The organism is Priestia sp. ST2 (assembly GCF_055810735.1).
Window position 1 is genome coordinate 202,863 of record NZ_JBVVNT010000004.1, and the last position, 19,254, is coordinate 222,116.

At 38.6% G+C, this 19,254-nt stretch carries 21 protein-coding genes; 2 read left to right on the forward strand and 19 right to left on the reverse strand.

Annotated elements, in window-relative coordinates:
- Nucleotides 1-85 precede the first annotated feature (85 nt).
- The 6 genes from AC0KUU_RS18190 to AC0KUU_RS18215 all read right to left on the reverse strand — a co-directional run bounded on the left by AC0KUU_RS18190 (nucleotide 86) and on the right by AC0KUU_RS18215 (nucleotide 5,690).
- The gene (locus AC0KUU_RS18190; RefSeq protein ID WP_473452900.1) at nucleotides 86-814 is read right to left on the reverse strand and encodes a hypothetical protein; all 729 of its coding nucleotides are present in this window, start codon (nucleotides 812-814) and stop codon (nucleotides 86-88) included.
- A gap of 141 nt (nucleotides 815-955) precedes the next feature.
- Nucleotides 956-2,416, reverse strand: a complete 1,461-nt coding sequence (locus AC0KUU_RS18195) for a phytoene desaturase family protein (RefSeq protein ID WP_043981531.1) — start codon at nucleotides 2,414-2,416, stop codon at nucleotides 956-958.
- Nucleotides 2,413-3,552 (reverse strand): glycosyltransferase family 2 protein, encoded by a 1,140-nt coding sequence (locus tag AC0KUU_RS18200; RefSeq protein ID WP_280559878.1) that lies wholly within the window; start codon nucleotides 3,550-3,552, stop codon nucleotides 2,413-2,415. The genes AC0KUU_RS18195 and AC0KUU_RS18200 overlap by 4 nt, the downstream gene beginning before the upstream one ends.
- On the reverse strand, nucleotides 3,516-4,229 hold the full coding sequence (locus AC0KUU_RS18205) for a lysophospholipid acyltransferase family protein (protein ID WP_043981529.1): 714 nt from the start codon (nucleotides 4,227-4,229) through the stop codon (nucleotides 3,516-3,518). The genes AC0KUU_RS18200 and AC0KUU_RS18205 overlap by 37 nt, the downstream gene beginning before the upstream one ends.
- A complete protein-coding gene (locus AC0KUU_RS18210; RefSeq protein WP_097825187.1) occupies nucleotides 4,226-4,993 on the reverse strand; it encodes a carotenoid biosynthesis protein in 768 nt (255 codons plus the stop codon). The genes AC0KUU_RS18205 and AC0KUU_RS18210 overlap by 4 nt, the downstream gene beginning before the upstream one ends.
- Before the next feature lie 235 nt (nucleotides 4,994-5,228).
- Nucleotides 5,229-5,690, reverse strand: coding sequence for a hypothetical protein (locus AC0KUU_RS18215; protein ID WP_013057650.1), 462 nt, complete (start codon nucleotides 5,688-5,690; stop codon nucleotides 5,229-5,231).
- Nucleotides 5,691-5,962: 272 nt separating this feature from the next.
- Between AC0KUU_RS18215 and AC0KUU_RS18220 the strand changes: the two genes are divergently transcribed.
- Complete coding sequence (locus AC0KUU_RS18220; protein WP_016764672.1) at nucleotides 5,963-6,601, forward strand: HoxN/HupN/NixA family nickel/cobalt transporter; 639 nt, start codon at nucleotides 5,963-5,965, stop codon at nucleotides 6,599-6,601.
- Between the two features lie 256 nt (nucleotides 6,602-6,857).
- Here AC0KUU_RS18220 and AC0KUU_RS18225 read toward each other — a convergent pair whose 3' ends face one another.
- The 8 genes from AC0KUU_RS18225 to AC0KUU_RS18260 all read right to left on the reverse strand — a co-directional run bounded on the left by AC0KUU_RS18225 (nucleotide 6,858) and on the right by AC0KUU_RS18260 (nucleotide 13,009).
- Entirely contained in the window at nucleotides 6,858-7,667 is an 810-nt protein-coding gene (locus tag AC0KUU_RS18225) for an urease accessory protein UreD (protein WP_043981527.1), read from the reverse strand.
- Nucleotides 7,664-8,278, reverse strand: a complete 615-nt coding sequence (ureG, locus tag AC0KUU_RS18230) for an urease accessory protein UreG (protein WP_043981526.1) — start codon at nucleotides 8,276-8,278, stop codon at nucleotides 7,664-7,666. Before ureG ends, AC0KUU_RS18225 begins: the two co-directional genes overlap by 4 nt.
- Nucleotides 8,279-8,316: 38 nt before the next feature.
- Nucleotides 8,317-9,003, reverse strand: coding sequence for an urease accessory protein UreF (locus tag AC0KUU_RS18235; RefSeq protein ID WP_237074438.1), 687 nt, complete (start codon nucleotides 9,001-9,003; stop codon nucleotides 8,317-8,319).
- Nucleotides 8,996-9,442 carry an urease accessory protein UreE gene (gene ureE, locus AC0KUU_RS18240; RefSeq protein ID WP_043981524.1) on the reverse strand — a complete coding sequence of 149 codons (447 nt, stop codon included), beginning with the start codon at nucleotides 9,440-9,442 and terminating at the stop codon, nucleotides 8,996-8,998. The genes AC0KUU_RS18235 and ureE overlap by 8 nt, the downstream gene beginning before the upstream one ends.
- A 10-nt stretch (nucleotides 9,443-9,452) precedes the next feature.
- The gene (gene ureC / locus AC0KUU_RS18245) at nucleotides 9,453-11,162 is read right to left on the reverse strand and encodes an urease subunit alpha (protein WP_340597062.1); all 1,710 of its coding nucleotides are present in this window, start codon (nucleotides 11,160-11,162) and stop codon (nucleotides 9,453-9,455) included.
- Nucleotide 11,163: 1 nt separating this feature from the next.
- Nucleotides 11,164-11,490 (reverse strand): urease subunit beta, encoded by a 327-nt coding sequence (locus AC0KUU_RS18250; protein WP_013083758.1) that lies wholly within the window; start codon nucleotides 11,488-11,490, stop codon nucleotides 11,164-11,166.
- Between the two features lie 14 nt (nucleotides 11,491-11,504).
- Nucleotides 11,505-11,807 (reverse strand): urease subunit gamma, encoded by a 303-nt coding sequence (locus tag AC0KUU_RS18255; RefSeq protein ID WP_013057659.1) that lies wholly within the window; start codon nucleotides 11,805-11,807, stop codon nucleotides 11,505-11,507.
- A gap of 152 nt (nucleotides 11,808-11,959) precedes the next feature.
- Complete coding sequence (locus AC0KUU_RS18260) at nucleotides 11,960-13,009, reverse strand: anthranilate phosphoribosyltransferase (protein WP_043981522.1); 1,050 nt, start codon at nucleotides 13,007-13,009, stop codon at nucleotides 11,960-11,962.
- Nucleotides 13,010-13,203: 194 nt separating this feature from the next.
- Between AC0KUU_RS18260 and AC0KUU_RS18265 the strand changes: the two genes are divergently transcribed.
- Nucleotides 13,204-14,346: a C40 family peptidase gene (locus AC0KUU_RS18265; protein WP_028409119.1), complete on the forward strand. Its 1,143-nt coding sequence runs from the start codon at nucleotides 13,204-13,206 to the stop codon at nucleotides 14,344-14,346.
- Between the two features lie 80 nt (nucleotides 14,347-14,426).
- Here the strand turns inward: AC0KUU_RS18265 and AC0KUU_RS18270 are convergent, their stop codons facing one another.
- The 5 genes from AC0KUU_RS18270 to AC0KUU_RS18290 all read right to left on the reverse strand — a co-directional run bounded on the left by AC0KUU_RS18270 (nucleotide 14,427) and on the right by AC0KUU_RS18290 (nucleotide 19,043).
- Complete coding sequence (locus AC0KUU_RS18270) at nucleotides 14,427-15,395, reverse strand: 3D domain-containing protein (RefSeq protein WP_322552216.1); 969 nt, start codon at nucleotides 15,393-15,395, stop codon at nucleotides 14,427-14,429.
- Between the two features lie 356 nt (nucleotides 15,396-15,751).
- Complete coding sequence (gene nfsA, locus AC0KUU_RS18275; protein WP_043981519.1) at nucleotides 15,752-16,501, reverse strand: oxygen-insensitive NADPH nitroreductase; 750 nt, start codon at nucleotides 16,499-16,501, stop codon at nucleotides 15,752-15,754.
- A gap of 92 nt (nucleotides 16,502-16,593) precedes the next feature.
- Nucleotides 16,594-17,727: an MGDG synthase family glycosyltransferase gene (locus AC0KUU_RS18280; protein ID WP_043981518.1), complete on the reverse strand. Its 1,134-nt coding sequence runs from the start codon at nucleotides 17,725-17,727 to the stop codon at nucleotides 16,594-16,596.
- Nucleotides 17,724-18,317 carry a DedA family protein gene (locus AC0KUU_RS18285; RefSeq protein ID WP_013083764.1) on the reverse strand — a complete coding sequence of 198 codons (594 nt, stop codon included), beginning with the start codon at nucleotides 18,315-18,317 and terminating at the stop codon, nucleotides 17,724-17,726. Before AC0KUU_RS18285 ends, AC0KUU_RS18280 begins: the two co-directional genes overlap by 4 nt.
- Nucleotides 18,318-18,332: 15 nt before the next feature.
- Nucleotides 18,333-19,043: a polysaccharide deacetylase family protein gene (locus AC0KUU_RS18290; RefSeq protein WP_214986858.1), complete on the reverse strand. Its 711-nt coding sequence runs from the start codon at nucleotides 19,041-19,043 to the stop codon at nucleotides 18,333-18,335.
- Nucleotides 19,044-19,254 lie beyond the last annotated feature (211 nt).

Below are 19,254 nucleotides of genomic sequence, written 5' to 3' on the forward strand. Positions count from 1 at the left end.
TTATAAGACTATTGAAAGCGCTTTTCAAGCTTTTTTTATAAATTATAAAAAAAAGAAACAACACAGCTTTATGCCGTGTTGTTTCTTAGTGATCATCTGTGCTTTTTACTAGATTGCGATCTTGCTGGTAAATATCATAAATCAAAAAGCTAAAGCCATAGTACAAGATTATAATGACAACTGACTTCGTCATGATAAATAAAGCGCCTAGCCCGATACCAACTAACAGCGTCTGGACACTTAAACGGTCACGCTGGAAAGCTAGCTGTGATAGGAAATAACCAATACCAATTAAAACGGCCAATACCCATGTGTTTTCAATGGCTAATATATAGTGACTATATAAATAAAAGCTAGGAAAATAAACGGTGCTTTCTACAAAGCTGGAAATACCGCTGTATGCTAGCCACCACTTTTGCTCTCTTTCCGTTTTAGGAACGGTTGCCTCAATTGACGTGGGCATTTCCTGTTCCACAAAAACCGTTTCTCCATGATCTTTCATCCATTGAAGCATAATGGAAAGAATGATAAAGCCAGCAAAGATTAAAAGCAGCAAATATTCAATCCGCGCTGGATACGGAGCCGTGCGATGAATCGTATCGAGATATACTCCCTGTAATCCTAACATAGAAATTGGAACCCTATGGTATACCATCACCGCAATATAAAATAGTAAAATTAGCACATAAAAAAAGAACTGTTCTTTGTAGTAGCGAATTTTTTTGCCTTCTGAAGCAATTCGCTTAACAGTCACGCTTTCCAAGTACGGACGGATAATACTTATGATAATAATAAGACACGTAAATACAATCATATAGTTATGTAATCACCTTTTCAACTTCGTTATGTAACATGTTTTTTCATTTTTTCCATCCGTAAGAACAGCAGGTTAACAGCCTCTGCACTTTCTTATAGTACCAAAAAACTAAACTTTTTGACAATCCTGATTTATCAATTAGGAAGATGAAATAAGCATAGCTACATTGATGCCGCTAATCGTGACCATAGGAGACCCTCCGCCAGGGTGAGTCGTTCCTCCTACAAAATATAAGTTTTTAACATCTTTTGAGACGTTGCTTGGCCGAAGAAAACTATCCATTTTCCGGTTTGAACTCACGCCGTACAAAGCACCTTTAAATGCACCGAACGTTTGTTCAATTTCATATGGAGTAACAATTCGCTCATGTACAAGCGAAGACTCGATATCTAAACCAAACTGAGAAAGCTTGCGATAGACAACTTCTCTGTAAGCGTTCATTTCTTCTTGATTCTCTTCTTTCACAGCAGGAGCATTCACTAAAATAAATAAATTATCACCCGGAGCTACCGTGTTATCGGTATATGAAGAATTACAAATATAGATGGTGGGATCGGTTGGAAGCGTTTTTTGCTGAAATAGCTCATAGAATTCCTGTTTATAATCTTGAGAAAAATACACTTGATGATGAATCAGCTGAGAAAAGCGCTTCTTAACAGCTGCCATGATCACATAAGCTGATATAGAAGGCTCAAATTCAGCTGCTTTTTTGTTTTTGAAATGAGGTCTATCCTGTTCTTTTACGAGTGCCGGATAGGCCTTTAGCAAGTCGCCGTTCACAATAACAATATCCGCGTCTATCTTTTCTTCTCCATTTACTTCTACTCCGACAGCCCGTTTATTTTTTACGATTATTTCAGTAACGCTGCAGTTTGTATACAGCTTCCCTCCAGCTTTTTGGAACACATGTCCCAGCCCTTTTGCAATTCTAGGATTTCCTCCTTTTACATAGTACACCCCATCATTCATTTCTAAATGTCCAATCAATGAAAACGTAGCGGGTGATGTATAAGGTGAAGATCCGATATAGGTTGCATATCGATTAAATGCATTTCGAATGTTTTCGTTTCGAAAAAAACGCTGATGAAACGTGTCTACTGTTTCAAACGGCCTTACTTGCAGCAATGCTTTTAATAAAGAAGGGTTTGTGTAATCTTTCCACGATGAAAATGTCCGGTAGAAAAATTGGCTTTTTGCAATGTCGTATATTCTTTTTACTTCTTTCAAATAGGCAGGGTATTGCTCCGCAGCGAAGGGATCGAGACGTTCAAGCTGCTGAATCATTTTTCTTTCATCTATAGACATGGAAAATTGGGAGCCGTCGGTGAAGAAGTTATTCGTATGATGCGTTAGTTTGACAAGAGGCATATAGTCTTCTGGACGTTCACCCGCTTGCTCAAATAACCACTGAAAAACTTCGGGCATTGTAATGGTATTAGGCCCAAAATCAAAAGAATATTCTCCTAGCTGCACAGGCATCATTTTTCCGCCTACATGCTCGTTTTTTTCCACAATTGTGACATCGAACCCCTTTGTTTGAAGAAGAACTCCTGCAGCTAATCCGCCTAATCCTGCCCCAACTATTAGTACTTTTTTCATTGATAATGCCTTCCTTTCCATTCATATCCCTGCTTTTTTCGTTCACGCTTCATGGAATGATTCATCAGCAGCATCAGCACAATTGCCGACGCGGGCATCGTACAAAATAAAAGCCCTTTTTGCTGAGCCGACCGGTCAATTAAAAACCGCTGAAAAAGCATAATGCAAAAAGGAAGAATCCAAAGCATGTTGCCTGTGAATATTCCTGCTATAAAAAAAGGAAGCGGCAGCACATAGTAACAGGCAAAAAAAACGCTTAGTACCCAAACTGCTTTAGCGGAGCGGCCCAGACCTACAAAGATGTTTTTAGCAAAACCGTTCCATACTTCTTCCGTTGTTTCATACATATAACAGCTAACATGAGAGGTAATATTCGCTAAAATGACGCGGTGTTTCTTTTGCTTAAAAAGCTGGGCTAGGTGGACATCTTCTACTAGTGAAGATTTGACGGCTTCATGTCCTTCTACGGCCTCGTAAGCTTCTTTTTTTATAAACATAAAAGCACCGTGAGCCGCGGAAGCTTTGCTCATCTTGTTACGATTAGCTACGACAACCGGTAAATAACTAAAAACAACCACATGCTGAAGCGGAACAACCAATGCTTCTAACCACGTTTTTACGGGAAAACGAGGGAAACCTGTTAAAAGAGCGGCTTTTGTCGCTTGTGCTGTGGCTAAAGTATGTTCTAGTGTACGTTCTTTTAGTTCTACATCTGCGTCTACAAACAATAAATAGTCTCCATTTGCAGCTTGCGACAGCTGGTGACAAGCATGAACTTTTCCGACCCAGCCCTCTCTCAGCTCTTTTCCTTCTATGATGGTAAACCTCGGATCGCCGTGAATTTCTTTCAACAGCTGTGGTCGTGTTTGATCTGTGGACTGATCGTCTAGTATGACACATTCTAGATTGCTGTACGTTAATCCTTTAATAGAGGAAATGATTCGCTTTACATTTCGTTCCTCATTTCGCATTGGAATCAAAATAGAAATGAGAGGCTGAGGTGTTTTGGAATCCAGCTCGTATCTTTTTAATTTAGGCATTGCTTGAATATTTACAATGGTTAAAAGCAGCATAAAAATAAATAAAAGCATATAGTAAATCATTCTTTCACCTTCGCTTTCCACCACGTTAACCATTCACTAAGCGTCTTTTTTCCTTTTAATAAAACCGTAAAGTCCTCATCGTTTTCTTGAATTATTTTCTGTTTTTGATGATCGAGCTGAGCAGTGACTGCACCGCCTAGCGTGTTGGTTATCTCTTCTCTGGGCTTAGCCGAGTCGTAAAAAACAGCTTGCCCTATCCAGATAAAAAGCTCCGGTCGCTGATCATGGCGAAACGTATAATAATACGTAATGGGAATAACTTCAACGTCAGAATGCTTCTTTAGAAGAAAAGCAGGTCCTTCAGAAAAAGTTAACGGTCTTTTTTCAAGATGCTCTTCTTTTCCTTGGGGAAAAATAAGCACCGCTTTTTTCTCTTCTAACAGCTTACTGGCAAACCTTAACGATTCCACCGTATGCTTCGGGGACGCTGCATTTACTGAAAAAGCTCCGATTCGTTGAAAAAAAGGAAAATCCTTCATTCCTTGTTCGGACATCATAGCGTATAGATCTGTTTTTAATACCGCGTTATTTAAATAAAATGTCACTAAACCGTCCCACCAGCTGGAATGATTAGCAATTAATAAAATTTTTTTATCTTTTGGGAGCCCTTCTATATGTAAATGAATACGATAAAATTGCTTTTTAAGCTGATATGTGACAAACAGTTGAAAAAATCGCTCAAATATTGAGTTTTTCTTCGGGTAAATCATAAGCGAGTCTCCTTTTTATACACAATATAAAGAATAAGAAAAGGAATCATCGTCAGACATACGACAAGCCATAGGCCATTTGCTAACGCTACAATCACAAACATCATGACAACTGCACTATACAAAAATACCATTCTTTTTTCCCACACCGGATTTTCCTCTTTAGGAGACTTAGCTAAAAAGAAATATACGACCAGCTGAATGAAGAAAGACAATAAAAACCAGCCGGAGAAATTTGATAAAGGAATATTATAATAAAAGCTGTCCCCTTCCCACACCCAATATTGTTTAACAACATAGGCAACAGGATCGATAGCCAAATCCATAATAACAGCAAAAAGCGAACTAATGACTGCATAGGCAATTCCATGGACAATAAACGGCAGCTCCATACGTTTCATAATTCCTAAAGCTAGTATTCTGCTTGTAATCACAACCATAAACCAAGCCGAACCAATGGTCAGAGGAACACCTAAAATTTTGGCGCCAAAATCTTTTTCATAATCGTAGGATCCAAATAAAAATCCATACTTAACACCTAGACTTTCGATATAAATAGATGCGCCTGTCACAAATATCGCAACGAGCAGTGCCCGCCTTACTCCATAAGCTTTAGTTAGATAAATAAGAGCAAGAAGACTGCTCAAGTGTAAAAAGACCGCGTTTGCCCATTCTAACCATGAAGGCAGCAAATCGAAGGAAAGCAAGACGACTCCGCATACGTACCAGATAAGAAAAAAACGATAAATACCATTTGTGATCATCCTTTATCCACCTTCTCTCCAGCTTCTTTTTGTCAAAGTGCTATTATATAAGCTTGTACCCATTCTCTCCATTTTCAATGTGCTCTTTTTTATGAATAGTCCGCGCTCTCTTAAAATTATGTAAAAATAGCCACTGTTAGTACGTTCCCTAAATAAGAGACTTTATTACTTATTTATAAACAAAAATAAAATAAACGTCCATTAAAATCTACGGATGTATAGATTGTAATGACGTTTATTTTTTCTTATGTATATACACTTCTAATAGCTTTTTGACAATGAGTCCGACAACAAGTCCAGGTATAACAGACAGCATAGGAAGCCAAATTGGTCCTATAAAAACACCGTTGATGGTTGTTACTGAAGAATACATAATGCCTACTGTAACAAAATAAGCACAGGAGACAAAAGGAATAAATGTAAATCTCGATGCGCCGTTTTCTGCTTCTTTAACAGCATCCCAAATTGCAAAAAAATACAAACATGGATAAAACATTAACCACTGCATGTTCATTACTTCTAGGGACTGCCTTGTTTCTCCTAAAAAGCTTAAGCGAATGCCTTCATTAAAATTTGCGCCCATATTAATGAGAAATTCAAGTACAATAAACAAAATTCCTTTTATATGTTTTTTGTTTAGTAATTGTCCAAAGCCCGGCAACGCAATGCTCCATAAAAGAGCTTCTAGTCTAGTCACGTTCTGTCCTAACATTTTGACGTATAAAAGAACTCCACAGCATGATATCAGTAGAAATTTTGTCCATAGTTATCAACCTCACAATAATTTACTCATAGTTTTTGTAAATGTAAAATTTTTATACTACATCTCCTTTAATATTTGTAACTTATTGTAAATTGATAAATGATTTAGCTATTCGACCAGACATTTTCGTTTAGAATTTTCTGTTTATTAAAACAAAATCGTACGATATACTAGTTTTATACGTACGAAAGGATGAGAAAGCTGACATGGAAACAAGTTTTTTTTCAATTTTAATACTAGGGTTTCTTTTAGGAATCAAGCATGCTCTAGAACCAGATCATATTATCGCTGTATCAACCATTGCTTCAAAAAGTAAAAAACTGTGGCGCTCTTCGCTTGCAGGAGTATACTGGGGGATTGGCCATACGCTTACGCTGTTTATTTTTGGCATGATTTTAATGGTGTTAAAAAGCAGTATTTCTGAACGTATGAGCATGTCACTTGAATTTTTAGTGGGAATTATGCTCGTTTACCTCGGTTTCACATCGTTTCTGTCTTACAAAAAACAAGTACATACGCATCACGAAAAAACGTCTTACTTAAAGTCATTGGGCATTGGCTTTGTTCATGGACTGGCGGGAAGCGCAGCTATGGTTGTATTAACGATGAGCACCGTTACTCACGTATGGCAAGGTGCTCTGTACATTATCATTTTTGGAATCGGCACTTGTCTTGGCATGCTGTTATTTACAACGGTTATTGGGATTCCATTCGTTACAACTAAAAAACAAGTGACGTTAAACCGCTGCTTGATGCAGGTAACAGGCGCTGTCAGCATTATATTTGGCCTTTATTATATGTATAATTTAGGTGTAAGCGACGGATTGTTTAGCCTGTGGTTCTAAAAGCGAATGAGACATAACGAAAACAATTCAATCTAAAGATGAACAAGTAGGATAAATGATCTGGACTGCCTGTTCTACAGCTGTTTATTTCTGTGCAAGACGTCGCTTTGCCTTTTAATCAACGGCTAGAAGGAGCTACATACAGGAAACCTACGTTCACCCTACCAATAAAAAAATCCGAACGAATTTGATTCTCCATTAAGAATCCAGCTCGTTCGGATCTTCTTTCAACTAACATATTTTTGTCCCAGCCTCTTTAATACTTACGCAAAAGTGATACTTCAGCTTTTAGTAAATGCTGTCGGAACAATCCGTATACTTTAGCGATTATGTCTTCAACTTCTTGTGTACTAGCAGCCAATATTCGAATAGCACATCCGGGGATCGGAAGTGCGGAAGCTCCTACTTTACAGCCAGCCTCTTCGCACAGCTGATGTACTTTCGCTATAAATGCGTCGTCGGCATTTGGATGAACAATGATAATCGATCCAAAATGAGTATACCCTTCCATTTTCATCATGCCGCGCAAATGGCTTTCTGGCTTCAAGTATAAGTGATCGTATACCTTCAGCTGCTCGTTTACATACAGTTTAAGCTTGGAACGCATAGAGGTATATTGAAACAGCTGCCCATCCGGCGACCACCCCGGGGTGATGCTGTCACACATAAACAAAGCAGCGTTTTGTGCCATACGAACCGTTATTTCTTGGAAAAATGCAGCATTTTCATACAAAATAAGCGGGTCTGGTATATATTCCATGATGGCTTGTTCTTCAAGGGTTATACACGTTTCTTGTAAAACAGCTTCGTTCGGTGTTTTGTACACCTTTGTCGCAGATTGAGTAGTAGCCGTCAGCTGGGCATTTTTCTCTACCGTTATCATCGTTTTATATTTGTCTCCGCTTACGTATCCTCCACCTACGTGAAGCATATAAACAAAAGGGGATTCAGGAGTCATGTAAATAGGTCTGGCAACTTTAAAAGCACCGTAATGGTACGTATCTTTAATAACGGTTCGCTCGCTGTTTCTTTCTGCTCGAAGCTCTAAATAACCCGTGTAGCTCATGATTCAAGGCCAATTAAAAAGGCCTCTTTTTTAATCCACTCTATTACTTGGTCGAGCCCTTTATCTTCTTTTAAATTGGTGAAAACAAAAGGCTTGTGCCCTCTTGCTTGGATTGTATCTTTTTTCATTACTTCTAAACTGGCTCCTACATACGGGGCTAAATCTGTTTTGTTGATGATGAATAAATCAGATTTAATCATTCCTTGACCGCCTTTACGCGGGATTTTTTCCCCTTGTGCTACGTCGATGATATAAATCGAAAAATCAACGAGCTCTGGGCTAAACGTTGCGGCTAAATTATCTCCTCCGCTTTCTACAAAAATAAGTTCAACATCGGGGTGACGTTCCACTAACTCATCGATCGCAGCAAAGTTCATAGATGCATCTTCTCGAATGGCCGTATGAGGACATCCTCCTGTTTCTACTCCTACGATACGATTTTCTGGCAAAACACTGTTTTTTACTAGAAATTGCGCGTCTTCTTTTGTATAAATATCGTTTGTAATGACTGCCATGCTTAGCTGTCCTTCTAGTGCACGCGTTAATCGTTCTACTAACATTGTTTTCCCTGCACCAACAGGTCCACCAATTCCAATTTTAATTGCATTCATTTTTACGCCTTCATTGTTAGAAGGCTTTCCCTCCTTTTTTATGACATGAACAATCGTACATGCAATTGTTCATGCTGCATTTGAGCAATTTCTAACCCTGGTGTCACCGCACCAAATTCCTCTTGATCTGCTTGTAAAATATGCTGAAGTGCGTGCTGCAGCAGCGGCTGAAAAAGAACGAGCGTTTTTTGCCCATCGGTTTGCCCGATCGGTATGCCCCGAACAGCATTTTGAATTAACGAAGAAATGCTAGCGTACAAGTGACTTAAAATTGCGTCTTCTTTTGTGATATTTAACTGCAGGCTGGCTAATGCAAATACAACAGCAGGATGTCCATACGCCTTCTTTGCTTTTACCTCACTCATATATTTTTCTAAATAAGAGCCTTGAAATAACTCTAAGCAAAGTTTTAACATGCGCTGGCCCACGCGTCTTGTCCCTTCTCTTGTTTCTTTTGACAAAGCAAGAGCGTATAATTCATGATCCACTCTCATAATTTCGTTAAACTGGTCATGATTCGCATACTCATAAGCCAGTCTGCATGCTAAGCCGTCCGTATACGTCAGCTGAACATCAAGGTATGTACGAAGCGCTTCTTGAAAGGTTTCTGTGTTGCAAATTTGATCTTGCTGAATATACGTTTCAAAACCAAACGAATGTGAAAATGCACCGGATGGAAAATTTGAATCACATAGTTGAATCAGCGAAAGCAATGAATTAGTCATGACTGTGTCCGATATGCTTAAAAGCTTGTTTTACTTTTCTTTTTTCGCGCTTATAGGGAATATCAAGCTGCTGAAGCAATTCTTCGACTAAATAATCGTACTGTACGAGCATGTCTCCACCTTCAAACTGTGCTGGCAAATGTCGGTTGCCAAGCTGATGAGCAATTTCTCCCATTTGCTGAATATTAATCGGCTGAATGGTTAAAATATCGTCTGCCACCACCTGAACAACAATCATATTGCTTTCATCCATAAACAGCACGTCGCCATCAGTGAGCTCGCGATTTTCTTTTAGACGAATTCCTAGTTCCTTACCGTGATCTGTTACAACGCGTTGAACGCGTTTTACTAAGTGATCACTTTCGATATATACCTTTTCTATATGCGGAGCCCGTTTTTCTAATGTTGCCATATTTCCGATAATTTTTTCGATTACCATTTCTTTCACCTCAAAATAAAAAGTATCGCTGCGCCATAGGCACAACTTCTGCTGCTTCACATGTAATCATTTGTCCATCTACTTTTACTTCGTACGTTTGGGGATCAACTTCAATTTTAGGCATTTCCCCGTTTAACTTCATATCTGTTTTTTTTAATTGACGAATATTTTTGACCGGTTTAAGCAGCTTTTGCAACCCCAGTTTCTCGCCCACTTTGTTCTCGTACGCTGCTTTTGACACAAACGTAAGAGACGTTTTAGCTCTTGCTTTTCCATAAGAAGCAAACATCGGACGGTATAAAACCGGCTGTGGAGTTGGAATTGAAGCATTAGGATCTCCCATTAAGCTGTGTGCAATCAAACCGCCTTTTACAATCAAGTCAGGCTTTATTCCAAAAAAAGCTGGCTCCCATAGGACTAAGTCAGCCATTTTCCCTGTTTCTATTGATCCTACATATTCGGAAATTCCATGAGCAATAGCTGGATTAATCGTATATTTAGCTACATAGCGTTTGACACGTGCGTTATCGCCAACTTCGCTGTCACCATCAAGTTTCCCTCGTTGCTTTTTCATTTTGTCAGCTGTTTGCCACGTTCTTGTAATTACTTCGCCTACACGTCCCATTGCTTGAGAATCTGAAGAAATCATACTGAATACACCTAAATCGTGTAAAATATCTTCAGCTGCAATCGTTTCTTTGCGAATGCGAGAATCAGCAAAAGCGATGTCTTCTGGTACAGAGGGATCAAGATGATGACATACCATGAGCATATCTAAATGTTCTTCAAGCGTGTTGACAGTATAGGGCCTTGTTGGATTAGTTGATGATGGAAGCACGTTTGGAAAGCTTGCCATTTCCATAATATCAGGTGCATGTCCGCCTCCAGCTCCTTCAGTATGATAGGTATGAATGACTCGATCGCCAATCGCTGCAATCGTATCTTCGACAAAGCCGCCTTCATTTAAAGTATCTGTATGAATCGCAATTTGAACATCGTACTCGTCTGCTACCTGTAAGCTTGTGTCAATGGCAGATGCTGTGGTTCCCCAGTCTTCATGAAGCTTTAGTCCAATCGCTCCAGCTTCAATTTGCTCAATTAAAGGCTCTTTGGCACTTGCATTCCCTTTTCCTAAAAAGCCAATATTCATTGGGAATGCTTCAGCAGCTTCAAGCATTCGTTCAATATGCCAAGCTCCGGGTGTACAAGTTGTCGCTTTTGTTCCTGTAGCCGGTCCCGTTCCTCCTCCAATCATTGTTGTCACGCCAGAGGCAAGAGCAGTTTCAATTTGCTGCGGACAAATGAAATGAATATGTGCATCAATACCGCCGGCGGTTAAAATTTTCCCTTCTGCTGCAATCACTTCTGTACTCGCACCAATGATGATGTCTACTTCATCCATCAGCAGGGGATTGCCCGCTTTTCCGATAGTTTGAATGAGTCCATCTTTTATTCCAATATCTGCTTTATATATGCCTGTATAATCAAGAATAATTGCATTTGTCAACACTAAGTCCGCTGCTTCGTTTCGTGTTGCAAGAGGATGCTGCCCCATTCCGTCACGAATGACTTTTCCTCCGCCGAACTTTACTTCATCTCCGTACGTGGTGAAATCTTTTTCAATTTCAATAAATAGCTCTGTGTCTGCTAAACGAACAGCATCTCCAACGGTTGGTCCAAACATATCTGCATACTGACGTCGCGACATTTGAAAACTCATCTTATACATCTTCCTTTCTATCAGAAAGCGATCTGTTTGTTTTATTGTTAAGACCGTAGATTTCTCTTGTTCCGGAGAAAGCAACGAGATCCACTTCTTTTGCATCACCTGGTTCAAAACGAACGGCTGTGCCGGCCGGAATATTTAAATGATAGCCAAGCGAAGCTTCGCGTGGGAACTCGAGCGCAGCATTCACTTCAAAAAAATGAAAGTGTGACCCTACTTGAACAGGTCGATCGCCTCTGTTGATTACAGTCACGCTAATTGATTTCTTACCGTTATTACATGTGATTGGGTCTTTTTTCAAAAAATATTCTCCTGGAATCATATCTTCCCCTCCTCTTAACGAATTGGATCGTGCACAGTGACGAGCTTGGTTCCGTCTGGAAAGGTAGCTTCCACTTGAATATCATGAATCATTTCCGGAATACCTTCCATTACATCTTCTCGTTTTAAAATCTTGGTCCCTTCTCGCATTAGCTGTGCTACCGTCTTGCCATCACGAGCTCCTTCCATAATTTCATATGTAATAATAGCTACTGCTTCGGGATAATTAAGTTTTAATCCTCTTGTCTGACGGCGTCTTGCTAAGTCTGCAGCTACGACAATCATTAATTTTTCTTGTTCTCTCGACGTAAGTTTCAATGAAAGCTTCCTTTCTGCTAATCTATTTTCTAATTAACATCAAATGTGATATTTTCTAACACAAATACATAACTAATTATAGTAAATTTTCTGACAAAAAACAAAGAATTTATCTCTTCCGATAAAAAAAGATGAGCATGTTTGCTCACCTTTTACTCTTCTGAAATCGCTTGTGTTTTCCACTTCTGCAGGTGTTTCCAGCCCAAACCTTCAGCTAGCTGGCGTTTTGCATAGTCTACTCCTTTTTCAATAGAAGCTTCATAACCAAATAGATAATAGCGCAAGCCAGCGTTTAATACTACTTGATTATAGACGTAAGTCAGTTCGGAAGAAGATTCACCCTCCAGAATGCGCGTCACATATTCCGCTTGTTTTTCAACACTTATTTTCTTTTCAAAGTGCTCTTCTTCCACGAACAGTCCGTATTCTTTTGGATTGACAATAAACGACTCCATCTCTCCTTCTGAGATCGTAAAAACAAAGCTGCTTCTATGTACAGGTACATCTTCTGATCCTTCTATCCCTTGTACCACGTATACGTGTTTGAAAGGCAGAGAAGCAAAAATAGGCACAATCTTATTAATGGCCGTACGGTGAAAAGCGCCCATCATTAAAGAAGAAGCATTCGATAAGTTTAGTAGTTTTTCAACCGTATTAATAAGTGTCCTTACACCAATTTCATGACGAACTTGTTTGATGCGGCTAAGAGGATAAGAGATTGTTTCGGCATTTACAAAGCCAATTTTTAACGTTTCAAACGCATGACCGATGTCTTCAATCGTTTGAGCTTGAGGGATCTGTAATGAATGAAGTACGTCTTCAATCGTTGTTCCAAACTTTGGAGGAAGCGCTTCTGTACAGTGTAAAAAAGCTGGCACACCTCTTTCAGCTAATAAAATTGATACAGGAATGGTCGCAAAAAATGAATTCCTCCCTGCATAAGGGCTTGCAAAATCAATTGATTTATCTTTTAACGGCTGAGACAGCGGTATTTCTTTTGTTTTTTCACGAAAAGCATGAACGAATCCCAATAGTTCATCTGCATTTTCAGTTTTAATACGTTCCGCGATAAAAAAAGCAGCGATCTGAGCATCCGTAGCTTGTCCAGAAGCGATTAAGCGAGCTGCTTCTGTTGCTTGTTCATACGTTAAGTCAGTTGATCCCCTTTTTCCGCGCGCTATTTCTTTGATAAATTGCTGCATATCGTACACTTCCTTTTTAACTGAATATTTGTACATTGTATCACATATTTTCTTTGTTCCTTAGATTATCTTCTATCAGGTACGCAAACTGCTAAAAAATATGAAATTAAAGGAAAAGTACTAGTTCTTTTATAACCTAATATAGTATAATCTATCTGCTATACTATTATTTGGATATTTGGGGGACTTTACAAATGAAAAAAGAGAAACTACTTGTACCATTTATAGCAGCATCCGTTTTAGTAGGAGCATCGGTGACAACGCCTGTTTTTAGTCACTCTGCTTATGCTGCTTCTTCTGTCAGCGTTTATCAAAAAGACGTTAATTCGCTAGCAGATTATTACGCACCATTTTATAAAACCGTAGAAAAAAAGCTAAAAGAAATTGAAGGAATAAAAGATGACGAAAAAGCGTTAGCTGCATATGATCAGCTTGCAGATCAAATTGACCAGTTTCTAACAAAGACTGATAAAAATTACGCGATGAATCATCTTAATTCGGAAGCTGATCAGCTTCAAGGGTATTTATACGACAGCTTAATTGCTCTTTATAATTACATTGTGGATCTTGAAGACTATGCGTACGGAGATGTAAGTGACGCGGAATTTAATAAGATCTCTGCAAATTTCGAAAAAGAAATCAACGCATACAATACGCAATTTCAGCAAAAAGCGAAGAGCTATAAAACGAAGCGAAAAGTAACGTTTAACGCAAATATGAGTTATTTGCTTGATGAAGATATTCAACCTTCACCAACAGCTCCATCTACACCGGCTGATAGCAATGGCACCTACACGGTGAAAAAAGGAGACACGCTGACAGCAGTTGCTAAAAAGTACGGCATGACGGTAGCTGAATTAAAAAAATTAAACAATTTAAAAACAGATGCGTTAAAAGTTGGACAAGTGCTGAAAGTGAAAAGTGCAAGCGCACCTTCGCCGGCTCCAGCACCTCAAACTTCTGTTAGTGCAAAACAGCAGCAAATTGTATCGTATGCTAAAACGCTAATTGGAAAGCCATATAAATATGGGGGTACGACACCAAAAGGTTTTGATGTATCAGGGTACACACAGTATGTATATAAAAACGCGGGTTCAAATATTTCTATCCCCCGTACAGTAGCAGATCAGTATAAAAGCGGCACGGACGTAAAGCAAAACAGCCTCCAGGCTGGAGATTTAGTTTTCTTTAAAAACGGCAAATCCGTTTCAGTCGTAGGAATTTACCTAGACAAACAAGAATTCATTTACGTCAGCAGCAAAGGCGTTAAAACGCAATCACTTTCAACAGCGTACTGGAAAAACAGCTATGCGGGCGCAAAGCGTATTATAAAGTAAAAAGAGGTGCCATAAGGCACCTCTTTTGCTTTACTAGCTATGTATTTCTATACTAGACTAGCAATTTTATAAAGAACTTCTTAGTTCATAACCGTAATTTTAACAGATTTTCTTCCGAACTGTTGAGCATCACCTTCAGCAGGAACGAATACATCAATTCGATTGCCTTTAATTGCTCCACCTGTATCGGCAGCTACAGCTTCACCATAGCCTTCTACATAAACTTTCGAACCTAATGGAATAACACTAGGGTCAACAGCAATTACTTTTTGATTTGGATTTGCTTTTAAATCCACTCCTGTAGCAGTTGTACCGCTACATCCAGCACAATTAGCCGTATAGGCAGTTGCTTCAACTGTCATTGATTTGCCGCTGGCTTGTTGTGACGATTCAGCAGGTTGTTGTTGTTGTTGTTGAGCTTGTTCAGCTTGAGCCTGCTGCTGCTCTTTTTGAGCTTGTTCAGCTTGAGCCTGCTGCTGCTCTTTTTGAGCCTGTTCAGCTTGAGCTTGCTGCTGCTCTTTTTGAGCTTGTTCAGCTTGAGCCTGCTGCTGCTCTTTTTGGGCTTGTTCAGCTTGAGCCTGCTGCTGCTCTTTTTGGGCTTGTTCAGCCGGCGCTTGAGCTTGCTGAGCTTCTGGAGCAGCTTGGGCTACTGAAGGACTTGATTGCTGAGCTTGGCCGTTTGGAGACTGAATTTTTAATTGTTCGCCAGGATAAATTAAATCTGACTTCAGTCCGTTCCATTCTTTAATTTGATCTACCGTCACGCCGTATTGCTGACTGATGGACCATAATGTGTTTCCTTGCTGAACTTTGTGCGTCATTTCTTTTATAGTAGCTACGTTTAATTCTTGATTTGGATAAATAATATTAGATGTTAAGTTATTTGCATCTTTTAGCTCGTCTACGCTCACGCTGTGCTTTTGAGCGACTTTCCATAACGTATCACCTTTTTCTACGTGATACGTTCCGCTTGTAGAAGCAGAAGCTGCACCTACAAATCCTGCTGAAAGGATTGCTGTTGTTCCTAGAGTAAATATAAATTTTTTCATTACGAATACCTCCTTATTTACTCAATGATTGAATGATATCATCCTCACATTTCACAGCCGTTACAGAGCCATGCTACTTTTATTACAAAACTTAACAAAACAGAACATTCAATCGTAATATTTCTGATAATTTGGCTATATGATGAAACGTTTCTACTTTTTACTGCTTTTTATTGTTGTTTTTACTAAAATAGTTAAATTTCTCTACCATTGCTGGCTATGCCTCTTCTTTTTTATTGATCATTTAACGGGTATATTCAGTTTTTTTATAACAAAAAAAAGCGAACCGCTAATCAAAAATTTTGATTAGCGGTTCGCTTTTCAATTCGGCTAAAATACTTTTGTCCCAGCTTTTTTTATTTCTTGTTAAATCCTTGCTTTTCAACAAATTCTTTCATATACATACGCTTAGGATTGGAAAGCATGTCGGCCATTTGACCAGTCCATGTGTCTTGGCGTTTGCCATTTGTTCTTTCGTTGTAATAAGCAGAAATTTCTTCGTTATACGATGTTAATTCTTTTTTCGTCTGCTCATCGTTCGGCTCATAGGTTTCTTCATGATACACATGTTTAAATGGTAAGCGCGGCTTTTTATCCGTAATACCCGCTGGATGTCCAACCGTTAGACCAAATAACGGAATTACATGATGAGGCAGTTTTAACAATTTGCTTACTTCTTCTAATTCGTTACGCAAACCGCCGATGTAACAAGCTCCAAGTCCCATTGATTCAGCAGCAAGCGTTGCATTTTGCGCAGCAAGGGCAACGTCAATAATAGCTACCATAAACTGCTCTGTGCTTTCGAGCGCTGTCGATAAATCTTTTTTCTCCATTTCCGCAATGACATCATGACGATGAAAGTCAGCGCAAAATACAAAGAAGTGTCCATTTGTTTCTACGTAAGGCTGATTTCCTGCTAATTGAGCAAGCTTTCGCTTCGTTTCTTTATCTTTTACTCCAATAATGGAATACGCTTGAATATAGCTTGATGTGGAAGCTGCCTGTGCGCTTTCTACAATCGTCTGAATTTGCTCTTCTGACAATGGTTTGTCTTCATATTTGCGAATAGAACGATGATTTAAAATCGTTTCAATAACTGAGTTCATATTATAATCTCCTTTTACTTCATCTAACCTTCTACAGTTGTTATCTCTACAGTTAGTTTATCGAATGTAAAAAGAAATAACCAATGTTCTGCTTAAAATTGATTTTGACTTGTCTCATATCGATATAGCTTAAAGTGATCTGCAAGCACGCGATCTACTTTTACTTCTAAGCTGTCTACATATTCGTCCATCCGTTTTATCAACCGGTTTCGTTTCACATCATTTTCTAAAATGTTCTTAAGCTGCTGTTCAAAGGCTTCAGCCTCATTAAGCGGTATCAGCAGCTCTTTTCCTTTTAGATATTCAATGTTAATTTGTTCTTGACCGGGAAGAGATGAGTGAATAAAAATAGGTAGTCTTTTGTGAAGGGCTTCGCTAATTGTCACTCCCCCCGCTTTTGTGACAATGGCATCTGCTCCCTCATATAAATCATTCATTTTCTCTCTCGATTTTACATACGAGACCGCTTTAATTCTCGGGTGGTTTAATTTTATTAGTTCTTGATACAACTTTTTGTTTTTTCCGCACAGCACATAATACATATACGTACAGTTTTGCGGAAGCTGCTGAAGCATTTTGCGTACATTTCCAAGGCCGGAATTCCCTCCGGCAATCAGTATATGTTTCTGTGGCATAAGATGGTCAATCCTTCTTTTTAAAAACGCTTTATGAACAGGAATTCCCGTTACATAAATAGAAGACTCTTTTACACCGTGAACGTTTTGTAAAAACGCTTTTGTATCCTGATCAGGCACGCAGTGAAGCTCAATTCCATTTTTACCCCATACGTCGCTTACTAAGAAGTCTGTGTATACGTTTATAATAGGAAGATCAATGATTCCTTTTTCTTTTAACCCGCTTAATACACAGGAAGGAAAGCTGTGTGTACAAACAATGACATCCGGCTGCTCTGCATCAATTAATTTCTTCATATGGTATTCGATAATCGGCCACTTTTTCACAACAAAATCGTCCATCGTATGGTCGTTTTTTTTGTATACATGACCGTAATAAAATTTTTCAAACTGCTTTGGGAAAACAGAAATCCATTTCATGTATATCGATGAAATCATTTGTTCAAGCGGTTTGCTCCAATAGCTTAAACAATCAATTTTTTGACAAATAACGTGCGAAAAACGCTCCATAATGGCATCCATAACGGCGTCTGCTACTTGGTGATGACCAGATGGCATCTGAAAAAGCGGTAAGAATAAAACCTTCCTCATTGACCATCCCTCCTCTCAAGACGTTTTCGGTTTCTTGTTCTTTTTATAAGTAAATAAATGACAAAAAAAGCTACAGCGCCCATGATAATATACGAAATATGAATTCGATCTCCTACGTAGTAACCTAGAATCAGAAAAGAAAGGACCCATACTAGACTTCCTACTACCGATAACAATAAATAAAGCAAAAACGGATAGCGACTTATTCCCGCCATATATGGGCTAATTTGACGCAAGCCTGGAATATATAAACCAAATAAAATGGTCCATATCCCATATTTATGGTAGCTGCCGCTTGCCGCTTCAATTTTCTCTTTGGTTAACCCTACGTATTTTCCGTATTTATCAAAAAATGGGGTTCCCGCATACCTTCCTAGCCCGTAAGCAGTAAGCATTCCAGTAATAACACCTAGAAAAGCAAAAAGAGATGATTCGTATAAGTTCAGCTGATGCTTGGCAATAAACATGCCTAATAATATTAAAAATGATTCTTCAGGCGCTGGAATTCCAACAATCCCACAAAAAAGTACAAGTAAAATAACAATATAACCATAGGAATGTATATACTGAGAAATAATTGTTAAGTCCACTGCTCGCTCCTCTATTTACGATTGATTCATCAATTGCTGCATGGTTATACTTTCATACCCTTGCTGTTTTAAGTAAGGTAAAAATTCTTCTAACGCCGCAATCGTCATTTCAGGTGCTTTTTCATCTGCTCCCGGGGTATCTCCATTATCGTGTAACACAAAAATGGCTCCATCTTCTACTTTACGCATTAGTTTTTGAACTAATGCCGTTTTCGTTGTTTTTAGTGTCCAATCCTGAAAGATTCCTGTCCAGATCACAAGGTGATATGGCTTGGCCATTGATAAACTGCTCATATTTAAATGTCCCCACGGCGGACGATAAAAAAGCGGCTTTTGATTGGTTACTTTCTCTATAACCTGTGCACATTGATGAATTTGTCTTTTTAATTGCCAAGGTGTTTGCGTCCATGCACTCACATGACGATGATGATGTATAGCTACTTCATGTCCTTCATCGATCATTCTGTTTAAAATAGACGGATGTTTCTCCCCTAGTTCTCCCACAATAAAAAAAGTAGCTTTCATTTCATGCAGTTTGAACAAGTCCAAAATTTTTGGTGTATAAACAGGATGAGGACCGTCGTCAAATGTTATAGCTATTTTATGCTTTTTTTTCCCTTTTATTATGACTGATGAATGATAGCGACGATAAAGGGTTTGCGAAATAATGGTATATACACATATAACCATTAGAACGAAAAGTAAAACAATAAAAAAACGAGTCATATGCTTTTAACCATCCTTTTGAATTTAAATCCTGCATTTATTATAACGGTTTACTCAGACTTTGGTTTCATTTTTTTGTGATAGAAGCCAGGAATTTTAAAATAATTTGATACTTTACCTAAAAATAGCTGTTCTGCAAGGATATACCGGAAATAAAATGATATCATAAAATTTCCCTTCATTCAGTAAAAAAAGTACTTTTTACCATTTA